1 protein-coding gene is annotated in these 1,126 nt (G+C 47.8%); it reads right to left on the bottom strand.

Features of this window, described 5'->3' with window-relative positions; translation table 11 throughout:
• Positions 1-432: 432 nt before the first annotated feature.
• Entirely contained in the window at positions 433-1,038 is a 606-nt protein-coding gene (locus ACUVJL_RS38970; RefSeq protein ID WP_445250708.1) for a DUF3318 domain-containing protein, read from the bottom strand.
• Between the last annotated feature and the right edge of the window lie 88 nt (positions 1,039-1,126).

The raw sequence follows: 1,126 nt of genomic DNA, 5'->3' as shown, positions 1-1,126 counted from the left end.
GCTCGATCCCCCCTAGCCCCCCTTAATAAGGGGGGGACAAGAACTTGCTCAAAGTCCCCCTTCTTAAGGGGGATTTAGGGGGATCTAGACTCGGTTAAAAGCGAGATTTCTCATAAGGCTAGATCCCCCCTAGCCCCCCTTAATAAGGGGGGGACAAGAACTTGCTCAAAGTCCCCCTTCTTAAGGGGGATTTAGGGGGATCTAGACTGGGTTAAAAGCGAGATTTCTCATAAGGCTCGATCCCCCCTAGCCCCCCTTAATAAGGGGGGGACAGGAATCTTGTCAAAGTCCCCCGACCTAAGGGGGATTTAGGGGGATCTAGACTCGGTTAAAAGCGAGATTTCTCACGGGTTTGGGTCTTAAGTTGACACCAATAAACACTGTTGTGTCCTTTGGCTGCCGAACACAGGATTGTTTGTGAAATAGTATTTTCTAATCTTGCCTGACACTATCGGGCACGCCCACGGTCGAAATACCCGATATCGCCTTTAAGTTTTGACACCGAATCAACTCATTAAAATCCAAACTGCGCCCTTCAATTTGCGCCACAGCCTCGATCGCCCCCAGCAAATGTCCGGCCGCTTCCGCTTCGTTGTAACCGCGCCTGAGAGCGACTCTAATCGCCGCTTCGTCAGCATCTAACTCTACTTGGGAACTGCGGTTGTCGCGCCAAATTCGAGTCATGGCGAGTCCCGTCAAACCGCCCGCGATCGCAGTGCCGATCGCATCTGCCTGCAACAATTCTACAACAGTCCCGACAATTCCCGCCAGAGCTGCACCTTGATAAATATCCGGTTTAAACCACTTAAAACTGCACAAAAAACTTACATTCCGCAATAGCAGTAAATCCCGCTGCGGCTTAGATAGCAGCCGCCACAAATCAAAATTAATATAAATCGGGCGAGATTGATGCCAAGGCAAAGGAAAATCGCAGTCAATTACCGTTGATTGTTGTGGCTTATTAATAATTTTACACATCATGCGACCGGAAGCGGGCATCACATCTAACAGGCGGCTAATTTCTGGTTCTGGGTTCATATTTTTTTGGGTTATTGGTTATTAGATTTATTGCATAATTTTTTTATTAATATGTCAACCGCAGATTCAAGGCAGATAAACGCAGATA

Origin of the sequence: Microcoleus sp. OTE_8_concoct_300 (assembly GCF_031383065.1) — a bacterium.
GTDB lineage: Bacteria > Cyanobacteriota > Cyanobacteriia > Cyanobacteriales > Microcoleaceae > Microcoleus.
Note: the sequence above shows the minus strand (reverse complement) of the source record. Positions and strands in the feature narration are given on the sequence as shown.

Bases quoted from the DNA above. Each gene is read 5' to 3' on its own strand.
- ACUVJL_RS38970 (WP_445250708.1), bottom strand. From the start codon at position 1,038: ATGAACCCAGAACCAGAAATTAGCCGCCTGTTAGATGTGATGCCCGCT.